The sequence below is a fragment of the Bradyrhizobium sp. P2_E8 genome (genome assembly GCF_056403875.1).
Genome location: NZ_JBFUES010000007.1, coordinates 1 through 24,503, shown reverse-complemented (window position 1 = coordinate 24,503; position 24,503 = coordinate 1). Strand labels below are relative to the sequence as shown.

The following is a 24,503-nucleotide window of genomic DNA, read 5'->3' as shown; positions in this document are numbered from 1 at the left end:
CCTTCGTGCCGGGCACGCCGCTGTTCAAGTGAGGGGCAGTCTGTGCGTGGGCGGTGAGAATTGGACTCGCGGAGAGTCCCCCATCCTCCGTCATTGCGAGCGCAGCGAAGCAATCCAGACTGTCCCCGCGGAAGGATTCTGGATTGCTTCGCTGCGCTCGCAATGACGTATGGATGGACTCCGACCTCCCCCGCATCCGCCTTCGCTGAAGTTTGGGCGGACGAGAGCGGGGAGAGGTGAAGCGTAACTCACAGCGTCTTGAGATACTCGATCAGGTCGTAGCGCTCTTGCTCTTTGAGCACGCGGCCGATGGTGCCGTCCTTGCCTGGGCCCGGCGTGCCGTCGAACGAGTGGCCGGCATTGCTGTTGCCGAACATCTCGGTGCCATCAGACGCTCGCGTCGAGAAGCGCGACTGCCCGGTCTTGCAGCTCTCGCCGTCGACGACCGCGAAGCCGACCTGCTTCGGATCGTAGTCGCGGCCACCACCCATGCAGAACGATTTGGGGCGCTCGGCCGCGGGGCTCAGCATCCAGTAGAGCGAAGGCACCGATCCGTTGTGCAGGTAAGGCGCGGTGGCCCAGACGCCGTTGAGCGGGCGGGCGCGATACCAGGGCCGCGGCTCCTTCTTGTCGGGCGGCTGCGGACCGGGATTCGGGCAGTTCTTGCGCTCACCCCACCAGGCCTGCTGAACCTTCGGGGGAATCTTCGCATCGTCCATCGCTTTGCGGCTGACGATGTCGACGATCACCATCAGCCCGAGCGAGTACGGCATGTCGGTCGAGGAGATATCCGGCAGATTGCAGCTCCACCAGGCATTGAGATTCTGCGTGGGATCGAGCTTGAGAAATCCCGGGACCTGAACCGTCCGCGTCTCCAGCACGCTGGCCTCAGCGGGATCGGTCCCCATGCCCTTGACGCTCTTCTGGACCTCGTTCAGGAATTTGTCGTTGCCGATGGTCTCCCAGCGCGACGAGGACCAGATGCTCTGGTCCGGAAACTCGGTGTCGAACACGGGATCGTTGACCGGCCCGAGATGGCATTCGGTGCAGATCTGCGCGTAGAGCTTGCGGCCGTTCTTGACGCGTTCGCCATCGATCTTCCAGGCGTTGTCGCCGAAGATGTCCGACGGCCATTTCGGCGATGTCAGTCCGGAGAGCTGCTTTTTCGGATAGGGCGCCGACCCCTTCAGCAGATCCTCGATCCAGTTCAGATTCTTGATATCCATCGACGAGCGGAACAGCGTGTCCTTGGGGCTATTGTCGGACAAATTGAGCAGCGCGGTCACGCCCAGTGCTTCGCCGGCGTTGCGGATCAGCGGTTGTTCGATGGAAGCGTCATATTGCGCGAATTTGAGCCAGGGCACGGTCCAGATCGGCGGGAAGCTGACCGGCGCGTCCTTGGCATGCAGATTCTTTTCGAAGCCGCTGAGGCCGCTGAGCGTCATGTCCTGGGCGAAGACCTGGTTGCCGATGCGGTTGAGCGCGTCGAGACGGCCGTATCCTTCCTCGGTGTCCCGCTGCGGCTCTTCCCGCTTCGTCTTCTCGTTGAACCTCGTCTTGCCGTCGATGGTTTTCGCGTAGGTCTTCTCCCAGTCGATCAGGAATGTGCTGATCGCACGCAGCTTCTGCTTCAGCGCATCGCGATCCGCATCGCTGGCGGAGGGGCCGAGCACACGGTCGGCGAAGCGCGTGAAGCGACCCGGCACGATGAGCGTGTAGGCGATCGACAGGCCGGTCGTGACCTCGAGCTTCCTCAAATCGGTCATCGCCGGACCGCCRTCGAAACGGACGTCGATGCCCTTGTAGTGGATCTGGCCGGTGTGGCAGGCGGCGCAGGTCAGGCCGATCCGGTCCTCGCCGATTTGGCCGGTCGCAGGATCGGGTACGCCGGTCATGCGCGCAAAGCCGACGGGCAGGCCGTCGACGTTTTCAGCCTGGGTGCCCCAGTTGACCGGCGGATACCAAAGCCGCGCCGGCACCGGCTTCGTCTTGTCGTAGACGTTGGCATAGCCGAACCGGCGCAGCGTGGCGTCGTCGGTGTTGGTCGTCTGCGGGCTGGGGATGAAGCCGAAGCGCTGCAGATGGTCGCTGTCGTGCAGCATCCCGGGCTTTGCGAAGAAATGAAGCCGCGGCTGCTCGAGCGCCATGAACCAGTTATAGGGCACCGGGAAGGTCGCGGTGCCCTGGCTGGCGTGATGAAACCAGTGCCGGTCCTCCAGCGCCCAGTTTTGCTCAAGCCAGTACGCGGCCCGGGGTTCGACGTGCTCCGGCAATGGCGGCGCCACCAGGTCCCCGAGGATACCGGGCAGCATCGGCTGGAATTGATCCGGAAAGCGCAGCGCCACGACGCCAAAGACGAGGAGCGCGGCGACGAGTCCGCCAGCAACGCGCAATATGAGCGAGGGCGGGGTGACCGGCTGGCTGACGACCCGCTGGGTGATCCTGTCCGGGAATTTGCGCTCGTTGAACAATGTCCTCACCTCGGCCACGCTGAGATAGCGGTCATCGCCCTGGCCCTTGCCCATGATCTTGAGCAGGATCGGCCATTCGAACTTCATCAGGATCGGGTAGTACCAGCGCGATTGCTTGCCGGCGCGCTTGAGATTGTCGTCCATGAAAGTCTGGATTTGCGAGGCGTTGAGCCCGGTCTCGGTGCCGCCATCGGGATCGGCATAGGTGCCGCCGAAACTGGCGAGCCGCGCGATCTCGTCCTCGTTGACGCGCCCGTCGACGCCGAGGATGCGCGAGCCGGCACCGAGCTTGTCGAGCGGACCGCCGCGCAGCGTATTGAGCTGTGCGCCCCAGCAGATGCTCTGCGGGATGTGACAGGCGCCGTTGGCGATCAGCGCGACGCCACGGGTCTGGATGCGGGCCAGAGTCTTTTTCGCTCCCGTCTCGCCGCTTGCATTCGCGATGGTCTGCGACAGCGTCCGGAGAGGTACGGTGCCGCCGTCGACAAAACCTTCGCCGACGAGGCCGCGCAGGAACGGACAGGGATTGTTCGGCGAGACCTGGATCGAGGGATCGAAGGGGGGCTTCGAGGCGGGGTCGTTCATGGCCCAAATTCCTGAAAACAGCGAATCGTGAAATGCAGACGCGCCGATCGAGCGCGGAAAGTCCTAACAAACCGACAGCAGGGTATACTACCTCAGCGTGTGACGAAGTGTGGCCGAATTCACTGTTGTGTCAACAAGAGCCGAAGCGGCCGTGGCCTGCCGGTCAGGACTCGGCGGCGCGTTTGACGTCGCTCTGGACGAGGGTCAGCTTGCCGAGCGGCACGCCCGCCTTCAGCAGCCCCTCGCGGTAATGGGCGAGGTCCTCGGGCCGCTTCCAGTGGAAATTGCGCAAATGGCGGTCGACGTTCAGGGTCGGGTAGTTGCCCATGAGCACGCGGGTGGCCTCGACGGCCTCGTCGGTCCGCTCCAATTGCGCCAGCGCCGCGGCACGGATCGCCAGCGCCTGCATGTGGTTCGGGTTGATGTAGAGCTGCTCGCGGGCCCACGACAGGGTCGCGTCATACTGCCCCAGCAGATAATGGCTGAACGCGTTCAGCGCGGCCCATTGGTAGCGCGGGTCGCTGTTGTCGCGCTGCGCGGCCATCGAAAACAGCTCGATCGCCTCGCGGTGCTCGCCGATGACGAAATGGCAGATGCCGAGCACGCCGCGCGCGCCCATGTCGTAGGGGTTGAGCGCGACCRCGCGCTTGGCGGCGTCCATCGCGGCCTCGTAATGCCCTTCCATCGCATGGGCCCAGGACAGGATCGAGAACRCAAAGGAGGAGCGCGGGTCGAGCCGGACGCTGGTTTCGGCGAGGTTCATCGCCTCGGCCCACATTTCCCGCGTGCCCTTGATCCAGCCGAACTGGATGCTCTGGATCTGGATCGTGGCAAGGTAGGCGTGCGCGATCGACAGCTTGGGATCGACCTCGATGGCCTCCCGGAATAGGTCGATGGCGGCGGCCAGGTCCTCCTTGGTCTGCCGGTAGTAATGCGACAGCCCCTTGAGGAAACGGTCCCACGCGGTCACGTCGGTCGAGAGCCGCGCCGGCGCCGAGGCCTCCGCGCGGACGATCTCGGTGGCGATGGCGGCGGACAGGTTGGTGGTGATCTCGTCCTGCATCGCGAAGAAGTCGCCGATGTCGCGGTCGTAGCGCCCGGTCCAGAGCTGCTCGCCGGTCTCCGGCGCGATCAGCTCGGCGGTGACGCGGATCTTGGCTCCGGCGCGCCGCACCGAGCCCTGGATCAGATAGGTGGCGTCGATCTCGCGCGCGATCAGCCGGGTGCTCGTGTTCTTGCCCTTGAAGGCGAAGGTCGAGTTGCGGCTCAGCACGCGATAGAACGATTGCAGCGACAGCGCGTGGATCAGATCCTCGGTGAGGCCGTCGGAGAAATATTCGTCCTGGGCGTCGCTGAGATTGGCGAAGGGCAGCACGCCGACGATGGCGGTGCGGTACTGCTGCGAGAGGGTGGACGCCTCTCTCAGCTCGGGAGCGAGCGCCGGCGCGCCCTCGGGCTTCCAGGTCCAGACCCCGACCGCATCCTTGATGTTCTTGAAGCGATGGTTGCCGGCATCGACCAGCGGCACGGTGAGATGCTTGCTCGCCTCCCTGTAGGCCTTGGCCGAGATGGCGAAGCCGCCGGGGCTCGCCACCGATTCCAGGCGGACGGCAATGTTGACATCGTCACCGAACACCTCGTCCTCGTCGGCGATGACGTCGCCCATGTGGATGCCGAGCCGGAATTGCATGGCGCGGTCGGCCGGCAGGTGGTGGTTGCGCTCCGCCATCAGCGTCTGCATCGCAATCGCGGCCTCGGTGGCGCCGACGATCGAGGGGAATTCCAGCAGGAAGCCGTCGCCGGTGTTCTTCACGACGCGGCCGCCGTGATTGAGGATGATGGGGTGAATCGCGGTGCGATGGGCCTTGAAGGCGGCATGGGTGCCGGCCTCGTCGCTGCCCATCATGCGCGAATAGCCGGCGACATCGGCGCAGACAATGGCGGCCAGACGTCTTTCCATAGCCCCGGAGCTCCAACGGACCGAGGACCGGCCACGGCGTGGCAGTCGCCTCGAATCCCGCATTTCAAGAACCCGGCCTTTATAGAACAGATGAGGCCGCGGGAAAGTATGATCCGCATTGCAAATTCAAGGTAAATCCTAGGCAGTCCCGGCGGTGGACGACGGCCGCCGAACCGACTAAGCCCGATCTCTTGAGACGGACGGGGCGGCGGGGCACTTCACATGCTGGGCATTCATGAAATCTGGCTCTTCATCCTGTCAGGCGTGCTGCTCAATATCACGCCGGGACCGGACTCCGTCTACGTCATCGGCCGCAGCATGCAGATGGGCTGGCGGGGCGGGGCCGCAGCCGCCTTCGGCATCAGTTGCGGCTGTTTTTTCCACGTCGCGGGCGCGGCGATTGGCCTTTCGGCCCTGCTGATGGCCTCATCCACCGCCTTCTCGATCCTGAAGCTGGTCGGCGCGGCCTATCTGGTCGTCACAGGACTTCAGATGCTGTGGTCGCGGCCGACGCTGGCATCGGCGATCGACGAGCCGGCGCGGAGCTCGCTGCGGCGGGTGTTCCTCCAGGGCGTCTTCACCAACGCGCTCAATCCCAAGGTCGCGCTGTTCTTCCTGGCCTTCCTGCCGCAATTCGTCGCAGCCGATTCACCGCACAAGCCGCTCGCCTTCCTGACGCTCGGGCTGATTTTCATCTGCACGGGAACGCTGTGGTGCCTGGTGCTGGCGGCGTTCGCGGCCAAGGCCGCGCATCGCTTGCGGACCTCCGAGGGCGCGATCGCCTGGGTCAACCGCGCGCTCGGCGGCCTCTTCATCTATCTCGGCATCCGCGTCGCCATGCTGGAGACGCGGTAACTCGTTCGAACGAATGACATGAGGCTGCGTAGGGTGGGTTACGCCTCGCGGCTTGCGCTTTGCGCAATCTGCGAGGCTAACCCACCCTACGATCTGCCTCAGGCGAACTCCTTCAGCAGGGCGCTGCCGGCGAGATAGAGGCCGAGCAGGATCATTGCGATCAGGAACCAGCGGCGGAACGCTTCCGCCGGCATCCGCGCCCGCACCGACTGGCCGATGAACATGCCGGCGAAGGCCATGGCCATGCCCACGGCGCCCGGCACGGCATTGGCCGGCGTCAGCAATCCGCCGGCGGTGAGGTTGAAGGCGAGCGCCAGCGTCGCGGTGGTGAAGAACACGCCCAGCGCCTGCACCAGTTCGTCCTTCTCCATGCCGATCGCCTGCATGAACGGCATCGAGGGGATCACCTGCACGCCGGTCGAGGCGGAGATCACGCCGGTGACCACGCCGACCACGCCGCCGACCCATTTCTCGTTCTCAGGTGCGACGCGGAACTGGAATTTGTTCAGGCCGATCACCGCGTAGATCACGAGCAGGGCGCCGAGCACGATCGTGCCATAGCGCGCATGCGGGCCGGTCAGCGCGCCGGCATTGAGCCAGCAGCCGATCACGGTGCCGATCATCAGCGGCCACAGCCGCCTGAGGATGTCGCGCAGATGGGGGCCGACGAAAGTCTGCCAGATGTTGGTGATGATGGCGGGCACGATCACGATGGCGATCGCGCGGCTCGGGGCCATGCTCACCGCGAGCAGGCCCATGGAGACGGTCGGCAGGCCGAGCCCGACCACGCCCTTGACGAATCCGGCGATCAGGAAGACGGCGGCGATGACGATGAGGAGAGGGTCGATCATGACCTGCACATTGACCGAAGCCGCGCCCGGGCACAATCTGGAGGTTACGGAGACAGCCTTCGCTATGGACGAAGGCTAGGTTGGAGGAATCCGGATGCGTTTCGATCTCGTCGATCTCCAGCTGTTCATCGCGGTCGCCGACCAGCGCAGCATCACGCGGGGCGCCGAGCGGTCGCATCTGGCGCTGGCCTCGGCCAGCGCGCGCATCAAGGGGCTCGAGGACGCGCTCGGCGTCGCGCTGCTCAAGCGCGGGCGCCGCGGCGTCGAGTTGACCGCGGCCGGCGAGAGCCTGCTCGACCATGCCCGCCTCGTCATTCACCAGATCGACGCCATGCGCGGCGATCTCGCAGGCTTTGCCAGCGGCGTGCGCGCCAGCGTGCATTTCCTCGCCAACACCTCCGGCCTGTCGGAGCATCTGCCGAAGGCGCTGGCCGGCTTCCTGCGCGAGCATCGCGACGTCGCCATCGACATCGAGGAGCGCGAGAGCACCGACATCGCGGCCGCGATCACCGCCGGCGCCGCCGATCTCGGCTTCGCCGCGGAGCACGCGCTGCCCGACCATATCGAGCGCTTCGTCTTCAGCGAGGACCGCCTGACACTGGTGACGTCCAGGCGCGGCCCGTTCGCCGGCCGCCGCCAGATCGATTTCCAGGAGGCGGGCACGTGCGAGTTCGTCGGGTTGACCAGCGCCACCGCGCTCCAGGTTCATATTTCGAAGCACGCCGCGCGGCTCGGCATGCGGCCGCACTACCGCGCGCGCCTGCGCGATTTCGACGCGATCTGCCAGATGGTCGCCGCCGATGTCGGCGTCGCCCTGGTGCCCGAAGCCGCCGCCCGCCGCTGCGCCAGGCTGATGCCGCTTGCCATGGTCCGCCTGCGCGATGCCTGGGCCAACCGCAAACTCGTGATCTGCGCGCGAAGCTTCAAGACGCTGCCGCGCCCGGCCAAGATGCTGGTGGAGCATTTGCGGGCAGAGGCGGCGTGAGGGCAGCTGCTGATGTGAGCCCGYGGCGCGGCCGCGACCTCAACTGCGCTCCCTCCCCCGCAAGGGGCAGGGGAATCGCATTTGAGAGAGCCTCCTGCGGCCATCCTTCGAGACGCCCGCTTTAGGYGGGCTCCTCAGGATGAGGACGGAGTGCGTGGCTGCAGTTTCAACGGGCACGGTGCTGCTTAGCCTCATCCTGAGGAGACCGCGGAGCGGTCGTCTCGAAGGACGAGGCGGTCAGGCGTTGCCAAAAGTCATATGCGATAGCCCTCCCCCGCAAGGGGGGAACGCACCTACCTCGTGGCGGCGTCGCGACTCAAAGCGTTGATTACTTTGCCGTCTCGACCCCGGCGTCCTTGATCACCTTCGTCCACTTCCTGGTCTCGTCCGCGATGAATTGGCGAAAATGCTCCGGCTCGTCGCCGATCAGCGTCGCGCCTTGCGCGGCGAGCTTTTCCTTCACGGCCGGATCCGCCATCGCCTTCGTCGCCAGACCATGCAGCGCTGCGACGATCTCCTTCGGCGTGCCCTTGGGCGCGACCATGCCGTACCAGTTCTCGATGCGCAGATCGGGAAAGCCCGCTTCCGCCGTGGTCGGCACCTCAGGCGCCGTCGGTGCGCGCTCGGCCGAGCCGACCGCGATCGGCCGCAAGGCGCCGGCCTTGACCTGCGGCAGCAGCACGGGGAGATCGAGGAACGTCATCTGTACCTGCTGGCCGAGCAGGTCGTTCACCGCGGGCGCGGCGCCGCGATAGGGCACATGCACGATGTCGATCCTGGCGGTCAGCTTGAACAATTCGCCGGCGAGATGCGGCAGGCTGCCGGGGCCGGAGGAGGCGAAGTTGAGCTTTCCCGGCTGCGCCCTGGCGAGCGCGATCAGCTCGCCGATGTCCTTGGCGGGCACGTTGGTGGCGACGACCAGCATTTCCGGCACGGTCGCAACCAGCGTCACCGGCGTGAGGTCGGACAATGTGTCGTAGGCGACCCGCTCCATGCTCGGGCTGATCGCGAGCGCGCCCGCGCTGGAGATGGCGATGGTGTAGCCGTCGGGCGCGGCCTTCGCGACCGCGTCGGTGCCGAGCACGCCACCCTGGCCGCCGCGGTTGTCGATCAGCACCGGCTGCCCTGATAGCTCCGACATGCGCTGGCCGATCACGCGCGCGATGATGTCGTTGGGACCGCCGGCCGGGAACGGCACGATCAGCTTGATCGGCTTGGCCGGAAAATTCTGGGCGGAGGCGAGGGCGGGAAACAGAAGCAGGCTTGCGAGGAAGAGCTTACGCCAGTTTTTCATACAAGCCCCCTGAAGCATGATCCGGAAAAATGTGCAGCGGTTTTCCGAATGGATCATGCGCAAACGACGGGTCGTTTATCCGTTGAGCAGTTTCATTGCTTCTTCGTGAACCCTGGCGTCGCCGGCCGCGATGATGCGGCCGCCGCCCTGGGCCGGCTTGCCTTCCCAGGTGGTGACGACGCCGCCGGCGCCGGTCACGATCGGGATCAGGGCCGCGATGTCGTAGGGCTTCAGCTCGGTCTCGACCACGAGATCGACGTGGCCGGCCGCCAGCATGCAATAGGAGTAGCAGTCGCCGCCATAGCGCGAGAGCCGCGCGCCCTTCTCGATGCGGCCGAAAATGGCGCGGTCGCGCTCGTTCATCAGCAAGGGGCTGGTGGTGTAGGTCGTCGCCTCAGACAGCGACGCGCAGCGGCGGACCTGGAGCCGGCGCTCGCCGGAGGGGCCTTTATAGTTGGCCGAGCCGTTGTCGCCGGAAAAACGTTCGCCGATGAAGGGCTGGTGCATCATGCCGAATACCGGCGCGCCCTTGTGCAGCAGCGCGATCAGCGTGCCCCAGATCGGGAACCCGCCGATGAAGGACTTGGTGCCGTCGATCGGATCGAGCACCCAGACATAGTCGGCGTCCTCGCGCTCATTGCCGAATTCCTCGCCGACGATGCCGTGCTGGGGGAAGTTGGCCTTGATCAGCCGCCGCATCACCGCCTCCGCGGCGCGGTCGGCCTCGGTGACGGGATCGAAATCCTTGGTCTTGCTCTTGTCGTCGATCGACAGCGAGGTGCGGAAGAACGGCAGGATGGTTTCGCCGGAGGCGGTGGCGAGCCGTCCGATGAAGGCTGAGAAGTCGATCACCGTCACGGCGCATCCTCAAAACGAAAGTCGGGTGAAGCTCGCATCTGCCTATCTCAATTCGCCTCTCGCGTGCAGCGCTGTCTTGATTTGCACCCTGGTATTTTGGATGCGGAGACCGGCTGCCTCATCCGAGCCATATGCTGGCCAAATATCGATCATTGAGTTGAAAACTTAGTTCCGAACATGCCTTGTTCGTATGCAAATGACTATCAACCCATTGAATTTCCTTATCAAAGAAACTGAATCTGGGTTTCTCTGGAAGCAACAGAGCCATGTGTGTTTTGCATGGGAAACGGCTCAAAAGCCCTTGCACTTTGTGCGGCGCGGCCGCATATTGTTGCGGTGCGGTAGCGCTCTGCGTTACCGCTGCCCTCCTTGGGCGTTTCCTCCCTAGACTTGGGCCGCTTGCGTCATTCGCGAGCGGCCCTTTTTTCTTGGGCCGTCTGTTTCGTTTCGACTGCGCGAAAACGCGAAGTGAAGATCCGGCGTCCGATACGCGCGCGGTGTGTTCTGTCCCTGATTCGCGACGTCGTCGCGCGATGACAGCTTGCGCCTATTCCGCCGCGGCCTGGAACGGGCCGAGATCGCCGAACGGAATCGTGCTCGCCAGCACGTCGGCGAGGACGCCGAAGTCGGTTGCCACCTGCGCAAAGCGCGGACTGCGCTCGCGCCGTCGCTCGTCCATGTAGATCGCGCGGTTGAGTTCGAGCTGCACCGCGTGAAGCCCGCTCGCCGGGTTGCCATAATGCTCGGTGATGAAGCCGCCGGCATAGGGCTTGTTGCGGCCGATCGAATAGCCGAGCCCGCCCATGGTCTCCTCGACCCGGTCGGGCAAGAGCGGCGTGCAGCTCGTACCGTAGCGGTCGCCGATCACGATGTCGGGCCGGCGCGGCTCGTCTCGGCTGACGCCGACCGAAGGCATCGAGTGGCAGTCGACCAGCACCACGGTGCCGAACATCTGGTGCACCTTGTTGATCAGCCGGCGCAGCGCGCGGTGGTAGGGCTTGTAGAGCGTCTCGATCCGCGCCAGCGCATCGTCGACCAGGATGCGGTCGCGATAGATCTCCTGGCCGTCGCCGACCACGCGCGGAATGGTGCCGAGGCCGCCGGCGACCCGCATCGAGCGGGTATTGGCAAAGCTCGGCAGCCGCCCGGTGAACATGCGGGGGTCGAGCTCGTAGGGCTCGCGGTTGACGTCGACATAGGAGCGGGGAAAGTTGACCCGCACGGTCGGAAAGCCGCGGGCGCTGAGATGGCCGATCAGCTCGTCCATGAACGAATCTTCCGACCGCCGCAGCGTCGGCAGGTCGATCCTGGAGGCGCTGAGGAATTCGTCCGGATAGGTCGAGCCGGAATGGGGCGAGTTGAAGATGACCGGCGCGCGCCATTCGGCGGGCTCGACGATCTCGAAGGCTGGCGACATCTCGCCATCAAACCGGGTCATCTTCTCAGGCTTCGTCCCTTATTCCCAGGCTTCGTCCCTTCGCGCCACAAGATCCGGCCCCGCAGGATCCTGCAAGGTCCGGCTTGAACGGATTGATTCGGCCGGTCGAGCGGCTCTTATGTGTCGTCATTGTCTGGAATCGCAACCATTCTGCCAAGCGAAAAGATGTGATTGGCGCTGGAACATGTCTTAACCGTGCGGGCAGCGGGGCGGGGATCGTCCGGTCGGCTTCGATTGATTCGAGCCGCATTCCGGTTCACAAGGAGCCGGCAGCGCGAGCCGTCCAGGGTAAAGATTTTCACCCCAAATTTACCCTCTGTCGGGCTTAGTGACCTCTGCTGATATCCTCTGGGGATTCGACGTTTCCTGCCATGCCAAAGATCCTGCTCGCCGAAGACGACAACGACATGCGCCGTTTCCTGGTCAAGGCGCTGGAAAACGCCGGTTTTCAGGTCTCGTCCCATGATAACGGCATGGCCGCCTATCAGCGGCTCCGCGAAGAGCCGTTCGAGATGCTGCTGACCGACATCGTGATGCCGGAAATGGACGGGATCGAGCTAGCCCGCCGGGCCTCGGAACTCGACCCCGACATCAAGATCATGTTCATCACTGGCTTCGCCGCGGTCGCCCTGAACTCGGATTCGGACGCCCCCAAGAACGCCAAGGTGCTGTCCAAGCCCGTGCATCTGCGCGAATTGGTCAGCGAAGTGAACAAGATGCTGGCGGCCTAAATCGGCTCCGTTCCGTCCTTGCGCCGGGTCCCGTGAGCCGTTATAGGGACCCCACCGATGAAATGACCTCTAGGGCACGTAGCTCAGCGGGAGAGCACTACCTTGACATGGTAGGGGTCACAGGTTCGATCCCTGTCGTGCCCACCATCCTTCGCTCGCGATAGCGAGAGGAGGATACCGCGCCGAAGCCCAACGGGCGCAGGCGGGCTGCCGCCGCGAGCTTCGGCTAGGCAAGCCAATCCCCGACGAGGCGAAATCGAGCTATTTCAGTTCCGTATTCGCGACCGGCAGGACGGACGCGACAGACCAGCCGTTCGCATCCCGCACGTAGGTCTGGCTGATCAGAAACGTATTCTGTTGCGGTGGCTTGCCGGGAAGGCTGCGCGTGAAGACGATGGGAACGAGGACCTGCATGACCTCGTTCGAGATCACGGCGACGTGGAATTTCGACATGTCGGGCTCGAGGTGCCAGGTGCCCTCGTAGTAGCCCTTGAAGCGGTCCGCGACCGCATCACGGCCTCTGGTTTCGATGCCTCGCGCAAACAGCAGCGTGCCGGGCGAATTCCACAGCATGGCCTTCACATCGTCCGCGTTGTGCGCATTCTGCGCGGCAATGAACTTCTCGAAGATGATTCGGGCCTCGGCATCATTTGCTGCGGCCAGTGCAGGCCCGACTGACCAGGCTGTCACGGCGAGAAACAGCGCCGCGGCAGTCGCGGCAAGATGACGGTGCCGTGCAAATGGTCGTGGCCTGACGTGGACTGGAGACATCTCGGGCGGGGCATGTTCACCTCTCTTTTGGATGACGATAATCATACCACCAGCCGCCTCGCCGGCTTTTCAGGATCGCGCGATCAGCGATCACCGCTGCATCACGGATGCGTTGGTTCAGGCCATGTCGGTTGCCGCGGGACGTAACGGGCAAACTCTCGTCGTCAGCGTCAAGTTGAGGTATCGTCTCGCGGGCTACGATTCCATCCCAGTCGTGAGCCTGACCATGAGCACATCCGTCATCGAACAGGCAAAGATCCAGGCGCAGGTGCTGGTGCCGCTGGTCAGGGCGCTCCAGGCCGAGCTCGGCGAGGCGCGCGCCAACGCGCTGGTGCGCAAGACGCTCGGCGATCTCTATCGCGGCTTCGGCGAGGAATTCTGGAAAGCCAAGAACGAGAGCGATCTCGGCAAGGCCGTCTCGTCGGCGTTCAGGACCTATGCCCGCGACGATGCGCTCGCCTATGACGTGATCGAGCAGAGCCACGACGCCTTCGCGTTCGACGTCAAGCGATGCGCCTATGCCGAGTTCTACAAGGCGCTGGGTGAGCCGGAACTCGGCTTTCTCCTGGTCTGCACCGCGGACTTTGCAACCTCCGAAGGATTCGGCCCCGACGTCAGGCTCACGCGCACGCAGACGATCATGCAAGGCGCCGATCATTGCGATTTCCGCTACCGGCGCGATGACGGCGCGGCGCGATGAGAGGGGCGCCTCTCACGTAGTCCCCAGCAGCAAATCCTTCAGTCCGCCCGGATAGAGGCTAGGTCCGCCCTCCACGTCGAGATCGGCGAGGTCGAACCAGCGCGCGACGATCTGCTCGCCATTGTCCTCGCGGAAATCGATGCGGTCCTGGCCGCCGAACGCGCCGTCCGGAAATGCCACCTCGGCGATGAACATCACCTCGTGCCCGATGGCGTCCTCGTGCACGAAAATGTTCTCCATCATCAACGGCTCGCCTTTGATGGTGATGTCGATGCCGAGCTCTTCCCTGAATTCCCGTATCAGCGCAGTCCGCCAGCTCTCGCCGAATTCGATTTCGCCGCCGAGCGGACGGACGCCCCTGATCCGGCCTGCATTGTCGCGAACCTCGGCCGCCAGCAGGCGCCCGGCCCGCCAGTGCAGGCCGATCGCGACAACCCTGATGCCGGGATGGGGGCGCCATGTGGTCATGGGGGCATCGTTATCGTGCTCGCCGCGGCTGCGCAATGCGCGCAGGCGAATGTCGTCCGGCCTGGATCGCTTTCAGCATGCAAAAGCTTCGCAGCCTTGATCCGTGAGGTCCTGCCTGCCATTGTCCGGTCATCCACCACGGCGACGGGCGTGGTGAGATCCAGATTGTGGCGTTCGGCGACAGGTGTCGCTTCGCCGGACGTGAAGAGAAGGCAAGTGGGCGAGATGAGCAGTGTGAACAAGCCCGGCGGCAACTACCTGCCGGTGATCATCCATGCTGGAATTGCGTATGTCAGTGGTCAGCTCCCGCGTCGCGGCGAAGACCTGCTATATGCGGGCAAGGTCGGTGCAGGTGTCGACATCGCGGCCGCGCAAGAGGCTGCGGCCCTTTGCGCTGATCTCTGCATTGCCGCCATCAACCACGCCACAGGCGGAGAGGACAGGGTCGTCCAGGTCCTGCAACTCGTGGGATACGTCGCCTCGGCGCCTGGATTTACCCAGCAGTCGCAAGTCATGAACGGTGCCTCCGACCGGCTGATCGAACGCCTCGGCGATCGCGGTCGTCACACGCGTACGTCCGTCGGCGTCGCCGAGTTGCCGCGAGGGGCGCCGGTCGAGCTGAGCATGATCGCCGCTGTTCGGGCCTAGGACGGCGGTCAGTCTTATCCGACGAGATACTTGGAGACCGCCGCCTCGTCCCACGCAATCCCGTTGCCGGGCTCCTCGCCCGGCAGCGCAAAGCCGTCCTCGATCGTCAAACGCGTCGAAAGCACCACGTCGGCCCAGTCGACATATTCCAGCCAATGCGCGGTCGGCGTCACGCACAGCAGGTGTGCGCTGACCTCCGAGAACAGATGGGTGGACATCTCGATGCCGGCGGCATGCGCGAGCGATGCGGCGCGAAGCCAGCCGGTGACACCGCCGATGCGCTGCACGTCGGGCATCACGTAATCGCAGGCTTCCGCCGACAGCGCCGACTGCATCGCGAAGGCGCTGTCAAAATTCTCGCCGATCTGGACCGGCGTGCGCAGCGCGTCCGCGATGCGGGCGCAGCCGGCGTAATCGTCGTGGCGGATCGGCTCCTCGATCCAGGTCAGCCCCTCGTCGTCGAGCATCTCGCCGCGGCGGATCGCCTCGGTCACCGTGAGCGCCTGGTTATAGTCGCACATCAGCGTGATCCGGTCGCCGACGGCTTTTCGCACCGCGCGCACCACGGCGAGATCCTCCCGCGCATCCGGCCGGCCGACGCGGATCTTGGCGGCGTGAAAACCCTCGGCCAGCAGCTTGTGCGCCTCTTCCACCGCAGCGCCCGCCGGCATGATGCCGAGCCCCTTCGAATTGTAGGCCTTGACCGGTTTCGGCGCGCCGCCGAGCAGCCTCGCCAGCGGCAGGCCGCGTGTGCGGGCCAGCGCGTCCCAAGCCGCCATGTCGATGCCGGACTGCGCCAGCCGCTGCAGGCCGGCGAGGCCCAGCAGCGTAAAGCGCTGGGTCAGCTTGCGCTCGATCTCGAACGGCAGCAGCTCGTCGCCGGCGAGCAACTCCGACATCTCCGTGACCATCGCCGTCAGCGGCTTCAAGGCCGACGGCGTGATCGAGAACAGATAGGCGTGCCCGCGGGCGCCTTGGTCGGTCTCGCAGTCGATCAGCACCAGCGGCGCCTTCGCGACCGCCCCGGTCGAGGTCTGGAGCGGCAGGTTCATCGGCACGATCACAGGCCGCGCAATGAAGCGCTTGATGCGGACGGTCTCGGTCATGGGCACTGGTTCCGGATTGATCAACGCAGGTTGGTCCCGATCTTAAACCTTCGTGATGAAACGGAAAGACGCTTGGTGCGACCACCATAAAATGGGGTTGCGCGGGGGCGCGTTTGTTGGCTCTGTGCCGCCGCAGGCTTTGCCGCAAATCGCGAGAGGTTGCGACAAAAACGCACGCAACGGAGCCACAAAGTGAAACAAGAGATCGCCGAAGAACAGCGCAAGAGCGGCATCCTGACCGGTGCCGCGATCGCCTTCCTGCTGCTCGCGCTGCCGCTCGCGGTGTGGCTGGACCTGACCGAGCTGAGCAAGACGGCGCTGCGCCGGCAGGCCGCCGATCTCAATTCGGTGATCACGAGCGTGCGCAGCTATTACGCGACCAACGTGGTCGGGCGCATCATCGCCAATCCGAACGGCACGACCAGGGTGGTCCACAACTACGAATCCGTCCCCGGCGCGATCCCGATCCCGGCGACGCTGTCGCTGGAGCTCGGACGGGTGATCGGCGCGCAGCAGGAGAACATCACCTACCGCTTTGTCTCGGACTTCCCGTTCCAGAACCGTGCGCCGCACCAGCTCGACAAGTTCGAGAAGGACGCGCTCGACGCGCTGCGCAGGGATCCCGAGCAGAAGATCTTGGAGACCGAGACCTCGCTGTTCAACGACAAGGTCCGCCTCGTCGCCCCCGTCACGATGGGGCCGGCTTGCGTGAGCTGCCACAACAGCCATCCCGAAAGCCCGAAGAAGGACTGGAAGGTCGGTGATATCAGGGGCATCCAGGAGGTGATCATCGCCCAGCCGATCGCCGCCAACATCTTCTCCTTCAAGTTCCTGCTGGCCTATTTCCTGATCGCCGCGGGCAGCGGCCTGTCGTTCCTCTCGCTCCAGCGCCGCCAGGCGAGCCGCATCAAGGGCATGAACAAGGAGCTCGAATCCGCCAACGACTTCCTCGCCTCGCTCTCGATGAAGATCTCGCGCTACATCCCGCCGCAGGTCTACAAGAGCATCTTCTCCGGTCAGAAGGACGTCACCATCCACACCGAGCGCAAGAAGCTCACGATCTTCTTCTCCGACATCCAGAACTTCACCGCGACCGCCGAGCGCCTTCAGCCCGAATTGCTGACCCAGCTCCTCAACGAATACTTCACCGAGATGTCGGCGATCGCCCATGAATATGGCGGTACCATCGACAAGTTCATCGGCGACGCCATGCTGATCTTCTTCGGCGACCCCGAGACCAGGGGCGATCGCGCCGACGCCGAGGCCTGCCTCCAGATGGCCTGGCGGATGCAGCAGCGGCTTGCCGAGCTCAATGCGAAGTGGCGCGCCTCCGGCATCGAGCAGCCGTTCCGCTCGCGCATGGGCATCAATTCCGGCTATTGCAATGTCGGCAATTTCGGCAGCAGCGACCGCATGGACTACACCATCATCGGTGCCGAGGCGAACCTCGCCGCGCGCCTGCAATCGATCGCCGAGCCCGGCGGCATCGTGCTGAGCTACGAGACCTTTGCGCTGGTCAGCGACATCGTCCGCGCCCATGCGCTGCCGGCGATCACGATGAAGGGCATCAGCCGCGAGGTGATTCCCTATTCGGTCGACGCGCTGAACGATGCCGCAGCGGAGAAGAGCGGCATCATCACCGAGCGCGCGCCCGGCCTCGAGCTCTATCTCGATCCCGCGGTGGTGAAGTCAGGCGACGCCGCACGTGTGCGCTCGCTGCTGGAAAGCGCGCTGGCCTCGCTGAAGCCGGCGTGAGGCGTGCGTCGTTCCGATCGAGAGAGTGTGCCGCGTGGCACCCCTCTCCCTAACCCTCCCCCGCAAGGGGGGAGGGAACGCACCTGTGCGCGTGGCTGCTTCAAGGTGACGATAGTTGGCTTTGAGCTGTGAGCCCGGCTCTCGCCGCTCGGCACACTGCGCTCCCTCCCCCCTTGCGGGGGAGGGCGGGGGAGAGGGGCAGCCAGGCAAAAAGTGCGCCTGAGCAGGCTAGCGCGCCGCGCCTTCCGTGAACGCCGTCTCGATCACCTCGCCGAAGAGTTGCCAGGAGCGGCCGTCAAACTGGACCAGCCGCATCTGCTTGATCGGCAGATAGCTGTTGGGCGAGGTGCTCATCCTGATGTTGGGCAGCGCAACGGAGGGCTGATAACTCTTGAGCGAAGCCGCTTGACGCATGATGTTCTCGCGCGAGAGGTCGTCGCCACATTGCTTCAGCACCTTGGTCAGCGCCTCGGCTGCGGCGTAGCCAAAGACTGCGGCGCTGTTGTTCGTGCTTTCGATCTGATGGTACCGGTCCATGAAGGCGAACCAGTCCTTCATGGCGGGATCGTCTTTCCATGCGGGATCGCTCGGATCCTTCAGGAAGGCGGCCGAGATCACGCCGGCCGAGTTTTCCAGGCCCGCCGGCGCCATCGCATTGGCGATCGAGGCGGAGGCATCGTTCACGATGAAGACCGGACGCCATTTGAGCGACGCCGCCAGCTTGATCACCTTGGACGCCGTCGACGGCACGCCGAGAAAGACGAAGATATCGGCGCCCGCGCGCTTCAGGATCGAGACGTGCCCTTCGAGATGCTCGTCGTTGATGTCGAAGGCGATGTCGACGAGGACGAGCCGGTTGAGGTCGCCGAGACCTTCCTGGATGCCCTTGTAGAGCATGCGCCCGAACTGGTCGTTCTGCCAGAGCACCACGATCTTCTTCCTGGGATAATAGGCCTGGATGTAGTTGGCGTAGATGCGCCCCTCCGACCGGAACGATGGCTGCCAGCCCATGGTCCAGGGAAACGCCTTGGCCTGGCTCAGCTCCTCGTCGCCAGAGGCGAGGAAAAGCTGCGGGATCTTCTTCTCGTTCAGATACCGGCGCGTGGCGAGATTCCCGGGCGTGCCGAACGAGCCGAACATGAGATGGACGTCGTCCTGCTCCACCAGATTGCGGGTCAGCTCCAGTGCGGCCGCCGGATCGGAATTGTCGTCGCGGGTGATGAAGCGGATCTTGCGTCCGTTGATGCCGCCGCGCGCATTGATCATGTCGAAATAGGCGGCCTCCGCCGTCCCGATCGCGCCGAATTCCGAGAGCGGCCCCGAATACGGCATGACATTGCCGATGCGGATTTCGTTGTCGCTTGCGGATTGGTCTGCGTGTTGCTGCGACATCGCGCCGAGCGAGGCGAACGCGACCACGAAAACGAGCGCCATCCTGCCGACGATGCGCATGTCCGACACCTTGATGTTGGCCCCACATGGAAATCGGCTCAACCGGTCGAGCCCGCTTGATCTAGGTCAAGCGTTTGTCAATCGTATGGCTCGACGGTTCGTTTTCGAAGCGGCGTACTTGTCGTCCTCGAAATGGCAGGCGTGCTGACGCGCCGATGTCTTGGCGAACTCGGGGTTGCGCTCGGCGGGTTCGGTTTGGCAATCGACCGATGAAAAATGAATCGACCTGTGTAAGATCACGTTCGGGATAGCAGGCCTTAATTTGGATGGTGGTCAATATTGACCAGTGGCAGCAGAGCTCATGGTTCCATGATGGTCCATCACCGCCCCCATCCGCATCCATCGGTGACTGAGAGTATCGTGCTCCCGCCGGATCCAGGCGAGTCCCATGACCATTCAGCGACCACCTTGTCCTAAATGCCAGACAACAACGATGCTGGCGCGCATCACGCCCGGCCCCGCCGGTTTTGACATTCGTACCTTCGAATGTCCCGCTTGCAATTTCGTCGATCAGATCGCGGTCGAACTGGTCGACCCGATGAGATCGGCCAAAACCCTGGCTTGGTTTCAGAGCGAATTGCGGGCGCCCACGTAGGGGCGCGCGACCCGGAACGATCGAGCGCCGGAAGCCCAGAGGCGGGCGTTGGTCGAGAAGAGCCGATTGCAGCGCTCCGCTTGCGAAAGACGCACGACCAATTCTTTCAAGCCCACGCGAATTGTCTGCAATAAGATCTGCCAAGAGCCGCATTTTGCCGATACAGGCAATGGTCCGTGCTACCGTTCAGCCGACAAGTTGACAAGGCGCAGCTTGGCCGCTTGTGCAGTCGCGGACGAAGGTGTCGGCGTTGTCTTCTCAAAGTCCGCGAGAATGCTGGCGCTGAGCTCCGAGGCGGGGACCGGCCGGCCGAAGAAGAACCCCTGGGCCTGATCACCGTCGGCCGATTCGAGAAAAGCCGCCTGGTTGGCGGTTTCGACGCCTTCGACCGTCACTCGCATGTGCAACTCGCGTCCGAGCGCGATGATCGCTTTCACCACCGTCCCGACCTGACAATGGGAGCCGTCGAGACCCTGTATGAAGCTTCGATCGATCTTGATCTTGTCGAACGGAAAGCGCCACAGATAGCTGAAGCTCGAATAGCCGGCCCCGAAATCGTCCATCACGATCGCTACGCCCATCGCCTTGAGCGTCAGGAGCTGCGCCATGATCGTTTCGGTGTTGCCGAGCAGCAGGCTTTCGGTGATCTCCAATTCGAGCCGGTGCGCCGCGAGGCCCGCCTCTTTCAGTGCGGCGGCGACGATGCCGCTGATGCTGCCCGCCACGAACTGCGTGGGCGACAGGTTCACTGCAACGGTCAGGTGCTCCGGCCAGGTCGCGGCGGTGCGGCATGCCTCCCGCAATACCCACGCCCCGATCTGGTCGATAAGCCGCAACTCCTCGGCGACGGGAATGAAGGTCAATGGCGGAATGAGCGTTCCGTCCGCCGCGGGCAAACGGATCAGCGCTTCGAAGCCGGCAAGGCGGCGCTGAGACATTTCGAAGAGCGGCTGGTAATGCAGTTCGAAGCGATCATTCAGCACCGCCTCGCGGATTGTCCTCTCGAGCTCGATTCGCGCTTGCAACGCAGTATCCATCTCGGGCAGGAAAAATCGGATGCAATTGCGTCCCGCTGCCTTGGCCGCGTACAGCGCCAGATCGGCGCTCTTGAGCAACTGCTCCGCGGTGGTGGCTTGCTCCGGCGCCAGGGCCACGCCGATGCTGGCGGTGGTGAGGATCTCGTGCTGCTTGAACTTCACCGGAGCATTTACAGCGGTGGCAAGATGGCGCGCAAACGACTCGGCCTGCGTCCTGCCGGCGACGTCATACTGCACGACGACGAATTCGTCCCCGCCGAGCCGGGCCACCACGTCGTCGATCCGGACCGTTGCGCGCAGACGCTCCGCGATGGTCTTGAGCAGAAAATCGCCGCCGTCATGACCAAGCGTATCGTTGACCTCCTTGAAGCGGTCGACGTCGATGAAGTGCACTGCAAGGCTGCCGCCCCGCTTCGRCAGGTGAGCGAGAGCTCTCTCCAGTTTTTCGATCAGATGGGGACGATTGGTCAGTCCGGTCAACGCGTCATGGTGGGCGAGGAATCGGATGCGTCGGTCAGCCTGTTTCACCTTTGTTTCGCGATACCACGCAATCGCGGGAATGGAGAAGGCGAGGCCCGACAGCAGGCAAAGGAATACGGCCGCCGTCAGGAACGTATTGTGGACATTCTTGCGTTGCTCGGTTTCATCGACGTAGGCCGCAACGACCGCGGTGAGGCGACCATCGGTCTGGACCGGGACATAGGCGCGGGCGAAGAATGCCGGTCGGTCGGGCGAACTTCCCTCCCTGACGTCGACGATCGGACGACCGTCAACCACTGATCGCGCCGCATCGGGGCTGTATTCGGACAAGTCGACGAGCGCGATCTTTTCGCGGGTCGAAACGAGCTGGGAGTAGCCATTACGGTTGAATATTTCGTAGTGAAAGACCTCGCCGGAATTTCGCGCCGACAGAAAGAACCTTAGACTCGCGGCTGAAGGCTGCTCGCCGCCGGCGATCTGCTCAAGATCGGTGACGCTGGCCGCCAGGAAACTCGCCCAGCTGCGTGCGGTCGACATCGCATCTTGGCGGAGAAGATGATCGGTCGTGATCTTCAGGGTCATCCCGGTACCCGTCAACAGAATGGCGAGCGCAGCGACGATGGTGACGATGTTTCGCTGAGGCCAGATGTTGGCGAGCGACGGCATCCGCGGCTACCGAGTCGATCGCATTTTCGTGAGCTCGGTCCGGACCGTTTTCAGCAGTTCGGCATTGCGCTCACTTTTTGAAGCCCAATCATTGGCAATGGCTGCGAACACGGCATTTGCCGCATCGAGGTCCGACGACGAGGGCATGATCACTTGGCGCTTCGGATCGGATTTCAGTTCCCGCATAATGCCGTTTTCCACCGCTTCGTAGGTATCCATGAAGCGCGCGGCAGCCCACTCACCACTGTATTTGAGGATGATCGCCTGGGCCAATTCGGGCAGCCGATCGAACGTTTTCCGGTTCATCAAAACCATCAATGGCGCGCCGCTGATTCCAAGAAGGTAATGATAAGTTGCAACGCGTTTGATGCCATAGTCGACCAATGGAGACGGTGGCACGAGCGCGCCATCGATGCTGCCGTTGCCGATGGCTTCCGAGATCTTGGTGACCGCCAGAAACACGGGCTGCGCTCCGAGTTTTTCCAGCGCGGCCGCTTCGCCGGGATTGTTGACGCGAATTCTCTTGCCCTTCAAATCATTCAGCGACGTGATCGGGATCTTGCTGTGGATCGTCTCCGGTTCGGTGACGTAGGCGCCGATCACGGTGTAGTCATCGTATCCTTGCAAAGCGTTGGCGGCCACGAGCCGGGTGAACACGGCAACGGACTCCCGCATGCTCGTAAACAGACCGGGCATCTCGATGATTGCATTGTCTGCGAACCGGTTGCGCGTCAGGCCTGTCACGACGTAGGCGATGTCGGCCGTACCATCGAGCACGAGCTGGGGCTGCTCAGCCGGATCCTTGCCGAGCACGCCGCTGAAATAGGTTTCGATTTCAATCAGGCCTCTTGCTTCGGTGTTGACCGCGTCGACAAATGGTCTGACCGCGGCGAGATAGCTCGTCGAGCGGTCGGAACTAGGGAAGGCCAGTTTGAGCTTGACCGGTTCGGCGGCCGACGCCGAAATCAACACAACAGAGATCACCGCGCATCGTGCCAGCAACTTGAGCATCGGTTTTCCGTTCGTGGCGGCGGCGCGTCACACGGTTATGCGAAACGCCGAATTCCTTGGTCTCCAGCGAACCCCCATAGATAGAAATGCCCCAGATAACTCTCCTAGATAGCATGCGGCGGTCCGGGCGGCGACCAAATCGCGAATCGTGGTTTGAGGCGTGCTAACGCCGGCGAGACAATTGTCTGGGAGGCGCCAATGCGATTTGGCTTACGTCAGCAGCTCGTGCCCGTGCGGCGGACGTTATCGGCGCGCCGCTCGCAACCGCCCTTACGGCAGTCCCCGCGCCTCGAGCTGATGCACCAGCAGCAGCGTCGGCTCGGCGAGGCTGTCGCCGGAGCCGTCGAGGCCGAAGGCGGCGGCAATGCCGTCGCGGCTGCGCAGGATGGTGCCGCGCGGACAATGGCCGGCGCCGCAGAGCGTCTTCTTCAGGGTCTCGCCCTGTGCCACCACCCCGGCGGAATCGTCCGCGGCCCAGGCCAGCACGATCGGCACGTCGACATTGAGGATGCCGGGGAAGACCGAGCGCTTGTCGTACTGGGTGGCGTCGCCGCCGAGATAGGCCTTCACGCTGTCGCTGGCGTCCTTGCCCGCACGGTAGATCCCGGACACCAGCACGACGCCCGCGACGTCGGCGCGGTCGGTCTGGAGCTCGGGATGCGCCAGCAGGGTGGCGACGTGAAAGGCGCCGGCGCCATAACCGACCGCGACGATCTCGCGGGCGTCGCCATTGAACAGGTCGATATTGCCGTGGACCCAGGACAGCGCCGCCGCCACGTCGGTCGCCCCGACGGGCCAGCTCGCTGCCGGCGCGAGGCGATAGCTGACGCGCACCCCGATCATGTCGTTGCGCGCGGCAAAGCACATGGCCTGGTCCTGGATCTGGCGCGACAGCTCCGGCGCCGCATGGTCGCCGGTAAAGGTGTCGCCCGCCACGAACAGCAGCACCGGCCGCGGCGTATCCGCCTTGGTCGCGCTGGTGGCGACATCGAGCACATTGGCCTCGCTCTCGCCGTAGCGCAGGCCGCGCGCGAAGGTGACCTGCTCGCAGAGCCGCGCGGTGCCCCCGGCGGTGGTGTCGTTGTCGGTGAGCCCGACGCGGACCAGCTCGGGCGGCGCAGTCAGCCGGGCCGGAACCGGACCATGCGCGGAGGCTGTCGAGACGGTCAGAACAAGCAAAAATGCGAGATAATTCTTCATGATGGTGCCGGGCCTTGCGCGCTCATATTGGCTCGCTGTCGGGGCCTGTCTTTTCAATTCGCCTTATTAGTTGGCTGGTCTTGAGGCGATTTGACGGCACCTTCGGCTCTCAATTCCCCGGCTCGAATGTGCAATCCGCGCCGCTGCCGTCCTTCCGCCTGATCGCGTTGGGGTCGATCGTGCAGCTCAGCTTGGCGAGGCTCTCGAAATTCGATCCCGCCGCGCCGTCGGGCGGAACGCCGGCCAGCGCTTCGGTGGCGAAGATCTCGTTGGCGGTGGAGCCGTTCACCGTCTTCACCTTCTTGCCGAAGGTCACCTCGCAATTGCGAACGGTGATGTCGACATTGCCGGTGCGGCAGACGATCCGGTCGGCCGTCACCACGATCGCCTTCTTGTAGGGAATGTCGGCATTGGCGGCGAACAGCATCGCCACCGCCTTCTTCTCGGCGCCGGTGAGGTTCGGCGACAGCGGCGCGATGACGCCCGCGAGCGCCAGCGCCGTCGCGCCCGAGACCTTTGCGGGCGTGGCCGCGGAGGCGCCGGCGAGGTGGGACGTGGCGGCAAGAACAAGGGCGCAGGATAGGAT

Annotated in this window: 21 protein-coding genes and 1 tRNA gene; 8 read left to right on the top strand and 14 right to left on the bottom strand. The window is 64.1% G+C overall.

Annotated features, from left to right (window positions below):
- Nucleotides 1–248 precede the first annotated feature (248 nt).
- Nucleotides 249–3,056, bottom strand: coding sequence for a di-heme-cytochrome C peroxidase (locus AC1D00_RS01070; RefSeq protein ID WP_477009365.1), 2,808 nt, complete (start codon nt 3,054–3,056; stop codon nt 249–251).
- 163 nt (nt 3,057–3,219) lie between these two features.
- Nucleotides 3,220–5,016, bottom strand: a complete 1,797-nt coding sequence (locus tag AC1D00_RS01065) for an adenylate/guanylate cyclase domain-containing protein (RefSeq protein ID WP_477009364.1) — start codon at nt 5,014–5,016, stop codon at nt 3,220–3,222.
- Between the two features lie 222 nt (nt 5,017–5,238).
- On the opposite strand from AC1D00_RS01065, the gene AC1D00_RS01060 reads away from it, so the two are divergent.
- Nucleotides 5,239–5,871, top strand: coding sequence for a LysE family translocator (locus tag AC1D00_RS01060; protein ID WP_135175451.1), 633 nt, complete (start codon nt 5,239–5,241; stop codon nt 5,869–5,871).
- Nucleotides 5,872–5,969: 98 nt separating this feature from the next.
- Here AC1D00_RS01060 and AC1D00_RS01055 read toward each other — a convergent pair whose 3' ends face one another.
- Nucleotides 5,970–6,722 (bottom strand): sulfite exporter TauE/SafE family protein, encoded by a 753-nt coding sequence (locus tag AC1D00_RS01055; RefSeq protein ID WP_135175450.1) that lies wholly within the window; start codon nt 6,720–6,722, stop codon nt 5,970–5,972.
- A gap of 94 nt (nt 6,723–6,816) precedes the next feature.
- On the opposite strand from AC1D00_RS01055, the gene AC1D00_RS01050 reads away from it, so the two are divergent.
- Nucleotides 6,817–7,707, top strand: coding sequence for a LysR substrate-binding domain-containing protein (locus AC1D00_RS01050; RefSeq protein WP_477009363.1), 891 nt, complete (start codon nt 6,817–6,819; stop codon nt 7,705–7,707).
- Between the two features lie 328 nt (nt 7,708–8,035).
- On the opposite strand, the gene AC1D00_RS01045 is transcribed toward AC1D00_RS01050, so the two are convergent.
- The 3 genes from AC1D00_RS01045 to AC1D00_RS01035 form a co-directional block, all read right to left on the bottom strand.
- Nucleotides 8,036–9,001 carry a Bug family tripartite tricarboxylate transporter substrate binding protein gene (locus AC1D00_RS01045; protein ID WP_135175448.1) on the bottom strand — a complete coding sequence of 322 codons (966 nt, stop codon included), beginning with the start codon at nt 8,999–9,001 and terminating at the stop codon, nt 8,036–8,038.
- 75 nt (nt 9,002–9,076) lie between these two features.
- The gene (gene hisN / locus AC1D00_RS01040; RefSeq protein WP_027545664.1) at nt 9,077–9,859 is read right to left on the bottom strand and encodes a histidinol-phosphatase; all 783 of its coding nucleotides are present in this window, start codon (nt 9,857–9,859) and stop codon (nt 9,077–9,079) included.
- 547 nt (nt 9,860–10,406) lie between these two features.
- Nucleotides 10,407–11,297, bottom strand: a complete 891-nt coding sequence (locus AC1D00_RS01035) for an N-formylglutamate amidohydrolase (protein ID WP_092187440.1) — start codon at nt 11,295–11,297, stop codon at nt 10,407–10,409.
- 371 nt (nt 11,298–11,668) lie between these two features.
- Here AC1D00_RS01035 and cpdR point away from each other — a divergent pair, with 371 nt between their 5' ends.
- Together cpdR and AC1D00_RS01025 are read left to right on the top strand one after the other, a co-directional pair.
- Nucleotides 11,669–12,028: a cell cycle two-component system response regulator CpdR gene (gene cpdR, locus AC1D00_RS01030; protein ID WP_007597092.1), complete on the top strand. Its 360-nt coding sequence runs from the start codon at nt 11,669–11,671 to the stop codon at nt 12,026–12,028.
- Between the two features lie 72 nt (nt 12,029–12,100).
- A tRNA-Val gene (locus tag AC1D00_RS01025) sits at nt 12,101–12,175 on the top strand.
- Nucleotides 12,176–12,289: 114 nt separating this feature from the next.
- Here the strand turns inward: AC1D00_RS01025 and AC1D00_RS01020 are convergent.
- Entirely contained in the window at nt 12,290–12,844 is a 555-nt protein-coding gene (locus tag AC1D00_RS01020; RefSeq protein ID WP_477009362.1) for a Cif family virulence factor, read from the bottom strand.
- Nucleotides 12,845–13,025: 181 nt separating this feature from the next.
- On the opposite strand from AC1D00_RS01020, the gene AC1D00_RS01015 reads away from it, so the two are divergent.
- Nucleotides 13,026–13,499: an L-2-amino-thiazoline-4-carboxylic acid hydrolase gene (locus tag AC1D00_RS01015; protein ID WP_135175446.1), complete on the top strand. Its 474-nt coding sequence runs from the start codon at nt 13,026–13,028 to the stop codon at nt 13,497–13,499.
- Between the two features lie 12 nt (nt 13,500–13,511).
- Here AC1D00_RS01015 and AC1D00_RS01010 read toward each other — a convergent pair whose 3' ends face one another.
- The gene (locus AC1D00_RS01010; RefSeq protein ID WP_404552615.1) at nt 13,512–13,967 is read right to left on the bottom strand and encodes an NUDIX hydrolase; all 456 of its coding nucleotides are present in this window, start codon (nt 13,965–13,967) and stop codon (nt 13,512–13,514) included.
- A 225-nt stretch (nt 13,968–14,192) separates the two neighbouring features.
- Here AC1D00_RS01010 and AC1D00_RS01005 point away from each other — a divergent pair, with 225 nt between their 5' ends.
- Nucleotides 14,193–14,615, top strand: coding sequence for a RidA family protein (locus AC1D00_RS01005; RefSeq protein ID WP_027547420.1), 423 nt, complete (start codon nt 14,193–14,195; stop codon nt 14,613–14,615).
- A 14-nt stretch (nt 14,616–14,629) separates the two neighbouring features.
- Here AC1D00_RS01005 and AC1D00_RS01000 read toward each other — a convergent pair whose 3' ends face one another.
- On the bottom strand, nt 14,630–15,721 hold the full coding sequence (locus AC1D00_RS01000) for an enolase C-terminal domain-like protein (RefSeq protein WP_477009361.1): 1,092 nt from the start codon (nt 15,719–15,721) through the stop codon (nt 14,630–14,632).
- Nucleotides 15,722–15,913: 192 nt separating this feature from the next.
- On the opposite strand from AC1D00_RS01000, the gene AC1D00_RS00995 reads away from it, so the two are divergent.
- Entirely contained in the window at nt 15,914–17,476 is a 1,563-nt protein-coding gene (locus AC1D00_RS00995; protein WP_404552618.1) for an adenylate/guanylate cyclase domain-containing protein, read from the top strand.
- 228 nt (nt 17,477–17,704) lie between these two features.
- Here the strand turns inward: AC1D00_RS00995 and AC1D00_RS00990 are convergent, their stop codons facing one another.
- On the bottom strand, nt 17,705–18,928 hold the full coding sequence (locus tag AC1D00_RS00990) for an ABC transporter substrate-binding protein (protein WP_135175442.1): 1,224 nt from the start codon (nt 18,926–18,928) through the stop codon (nt 17,705–17,707).
- A 388-nt stretch (nt 18,929–19,316) separates the two neighbouring features.
- Here AC1D00_RS00990 and AC1D00_RS00985 point away from each other — a divergent pair, with 388 nt between their 5' ends.
- On the top strand, nt 19,317–19,523 hold the full coding sequence (locus AC1D00_RS00985) for a response regulator (protein WP_404552620.1): 207 nt from the start codon (nt 19,317–19,319) through the stop codon (nt 19,521–19,523).
- A 179-nt stretch (nt 19,524–19,702) separates the two neighbouring features.
- Here the strand turns inward: AC1D00_RS00985 and AC1D00_RS00980 are convergent, their stop codons facing one another.
- The 4 genes from AC1D00_RS00980 to AC1D00_RS00965 all read right to left on the bottom strand — a co-directional run.
- The gene (locus AC1D00_RS00980; RefSeq protein ID WP_477009360.1) at nt 19,703–21,706 is read right to left on the bottom strand and encodes a putative bifunctional diguanylate cyclase/phosphodiesterase; all 2,004 of its coding nucleotides are present in this window, start codon (nt 21,704–21,706) and stop codon (nt 19,703–19,705) included.
- A gap of 6 nt (nt 21,707–21,712) precedes the next feature.
- Nucleotides 21,713–22,717, bottom strand: a complete 1,005-nt coding sequence (gene dctP / locus AC1D00_RS00975; RefSeq protein ID WP_477009359.1) for a TRAP transporter substrate-binding protein DctP — start codon at nt 22,715–22,717, stop codon at nt 21,713–21,715.
- A 270-nt stretch (nt 22,718–22,987) separates the two neighbouring features.
- Nucleotides 22,988–23,917: an alpha/beta hydrolase gene (locus tag AC1D00_RS00970; protein WP_135175588.1), complete on the bottom strand. Its 930-nt coding sequence runs from the start codon at nt 23,915–23,917 to the stop codon at nt 22,988–22,990.
- 109 nt (nt 23,918–24,026) lie between these two features.
- A partial coding sequence (locus AC1D00_RS00965) for a hypothetical protein (RefSeq protein WP_477009358.1) occupies nt 24,027–24,503 on the bottom strand: 477 nt, incomplete at its 5' end.